Annotated in this window: 2 protein-coding genes; both read left to right on the forward strand. The window is 71.4% G+C overall.

Annotation, left to right across the window (positions count from 1 at the left end; translation table 11 throughout):
* On the forward strand, window positions 1-2,370 hold a 2,370-nt coding region (locus ACLL9L_RS16375), incomplete at its 5' end, for a heavy metal translocating P-type ATPase (protein WP_411285723.1).
* 69 nt (window positions 2,371-2,439) lie between these two features.
* The coding region (locus ACLL9L_RS16380; RefSeq protein WP_411285724.1) for an EamA family transporter at window positions 2,440-3,218 on the forward strand (779 nt) is incomplete at its 3' end.

The following is a 3,218-nucleotide window of genomic DNA, read 5'->3' on the forward strand; positions in this document are numbered from 1 at the left end:
CCGGGCGTGAGCAAGGTGGAGGCGAACCCCGTCGCCCAGACGGCGACGGTGACGTATGACCCTTCTCGTACCACGGCGCAGGACCTCGCCGGCTGGGTCAGGGACTGCGGCTACCACTGCAGGGGGGAGTCTCTCCCGGATCACGTGTGCCCGCCGAACGGGTCGACGGCTGTCGCTCCGGGCGTGGCTGCGGCCGGTGCGGGCGAGCACCCTGGGGCGGCCCACCAGGGACATGACATGACCATGAAGGGCGGCTCGGGGACCGATCGGATGGGCAGCCCCGCCGAGGTGATGGGTCACGGCGGTCACGGTGAGATGTCGATGGCCGCGATGGTGCGCGACATGCGCAACCGGTTCCTGGTGGCCGTGGTCTTCGGGGTGGTGATCACATTGTGGTCCCGGATCGGGCGGGACGTGCTCGGCTTCGAGGTCGGGGCGCCGTTCGGACTGCGCGACGACGTGTTCCAGCTGATCTTGAGCCTGCCGGTGATCTTCTACTCGGCCCAGGTGTTCTTTGCCGGCGCGGTCCGGGCGCTGCGGGCCCGGACCCTGGACATGATGGTCCTGGTGGCGGTGGCGGTCGGCGCGGGCTGGGTGTATTCGGTCGGGGTGACCCTCACCGGTGGCGGGGACGTGTTCTACGAGGCGGCGACGATCCTGACCGCGTTCGTCCTGCTCGGCCACTACTTCGAGATGCGCGCCCGCGGCGGGGCCAACGAGGCGGTGCGTGCGCTGCTGAAGCTGGCGCCGCCGGTGGCGGTCGTCCTTCGCGACGGTGAGCCGGTGGAGATCCCCACCGACCAGGTGGTCGTCGACGACCTCATGCTGGTCCGCCCGGGTTCGAAGATCGCCTCGGATGGGGTGGTCGAGGACGGCGAGAGTGATGTCGATGAGTCCACCGTGACCGGTGAGAGCCTGCCGGTGCACAAGGGCCCCGGCGACGACGTCGTCGGAGCGACCATCAACACCACCGGCACGCTACGGGTGCGGGCCACCAAGGTCGGCGCGGACACCGCCCTGGCCCAGATCGTCAAGCTCGTGCAGGAGGCACAGAACTCCAAGGCGCCCGGGCAGCGGCTCGCCGACAGGGCCGCGTTCTGGCTGGTCTTCGTGGCCCTGGTCGGCGGCGTGGGCACGTTCGTGGTGTGGCTGCTGGCCGGACGGTCGGTCAGCGAGGCGTTGCTGTTCGCGATCACGGTCGTGGTGGTGACCTGCCCGGACGCGTTGGGCCTGGCCACCCCGACGGCGATCATGGTGGGCACCGGGCTCGGCGCCGGCCGTGGGGTGTTGTTCAAGAACGCGACCGCCATCGAGACCTCGAAGAAGATCGACGTGGTGGTGATGGACAAGACCGGCACGCTGACCCTGGGTGCGCCCGAGGTGACCGACCTGATCATCGACGGGATGTCGGAGAAGGACGCGCTGGCGCTGATCGCCGCCGTCGAGCGGGAATCCGAGCATCCGCTGGCGAAGGCGGTCGTCCACCGCGCGGACGCTGCCGGCGTTGCCCCTCTGGACGCCCAGGGCTTCACGAACGTGGCGGGGCAGGGTGCGGTCGCGACGGTGGACGGTCACCGTGTCGTGGTGGGCAACACGCGGCTCATGACCGCCGAAAAGGTGGACCTCGGCGCGCTCGGCGCCCGGCAGGCGGAGCTCGCAGCCGAGGGGCGGACCTCGGTTCTGGCCGCCGTCGATGGACGGGCCGTCGCGGTGATCGGCATCGCCGACGCGGTGCGACCCACCTCCGCGGCCGCCGTCGCGGAGCTGCGCAGCCTCGGGGTCGAGGTGGTCATGCTCACCGGCGACAACGCCGCGACCGCCGCACGGATCGCGGCGCAGCTCGGCGTCACCACGGTCATCGCCGATGTCCTGCCCGGTGACAAGGCCGCCAAGGTCAAAGAGCTGGCGGCAGCGGGCCACCGGGTGGCGATGGTCGGGGACGGGGTCAACGACGCCCCGGCCCTTGCGCAGGCCGACCTGGGGATCGCGATCGGCGCCGGCACCGACGTCGCGGTGGAGACCGCCGACGTCGTCCTGATGCGTTCCGACCCCCTCGACGTCGCGGTGGCGCTGCGGATCGGGCGCGGCACGGTGCGCAAGATGAAACAGAACCTCGGCTGGGCGATCGGCTACAACTCCGTCGCGCTGCCCATCGCGGCCGGGGTCTTCGAGCCGGCTTTCGGGCTCGTGCTGCGCCCGGAGATCGCGGCGATCACGATGGCCGGGTCCAGCCTCCTCGTCGCGGTGAACGCGTTGACGCTCAAAGGACTGCGACTGCCGAAACAGGTCCCGGGCGACCCGCAGCCAGCCACCACCGACGTGCAGTCCGGCGGACCGGCCGGGGTGGCCACGACTCCCGCGCACCGCTGAGATGGGTTCACCGTCCACCTCCTTGAGGCCATCCCGTGGAGTTGTGGCCACACCGGGGAGTAGTCGGCCGTGACCGGAGCTGTGGCTGGCGGTCTGCCCGCCACCATGATGCGCAGACCCTCGCCGTTGCGGATGCTGTGGATCACCGCAGCCCTCGCGACGTGCTACCTGGGGGTGAGCTGGGGGCTGCGGGACGCCCCGCTGTTGTGGTTTGCCGCGTTGCGGGCCCTGCTCGGCGGGGCCGCGCTGGCCGTCGTCGCCGCTGCCCAACGTCGGCCGCTGCCGCGTGCCGCCGGCAGCTGGGGCCGGCTCGGTGTGCTCGGGGTCGTCAATGTCAGCCTGGCCTTTGCGGCGATGTTTGCCGGCATCGCCGGGTTGGCCACCGGCACCGCCGCGGTCCTGTCCAATGCCCAGCCGCTGCTGATCCTGCTGCCCGCCTGGTTGCTCTACGGGGAGCGGGTCTCCCCCCGGGCCGGTGTGGCGCTGGTGGTGGGGTTCGGTGGCCTGCTGGTGGTCGCCGTGCCCGGCGGCGGCGGTTCGGGGGCGTTGCTGTCGCTGGTTTCGGCGGCGGCGGTGACAGGCGGGACGTTGATGGTGCGTGGCTTGGGCGGTGTCGACGTCGTCGTGGCCAGCGCGGCGCACTTCCTGATCGGGGGGGTGGTGCTGGCCGCCGTCGCGTTCGTCGTGGAGGGAACGCCGGACATCGCCTGGACCGGACGGTTCATCCTCGTGCTCGCCTTCCTCGGCCTGGTCGCGACCGCGGCGACGACGCTGGCCTGGTTCGTCGAGGCACGGCGTTGTCCGCTGTCCTCGCTGACGGTGTGGATGTTCCTGGTCCCCGTCTTCGG

The sequence above is a fragment of the Lapillicoccus sp. genome (assembly GCF_046595215.1).
In the GTDB taxonomy this organism is placed as follows: domain Bacteria; phylum Actinomycetota; class Actinomycetes; order Actinomycetales; family Dermatophilaceae; genus Lapillicoccus.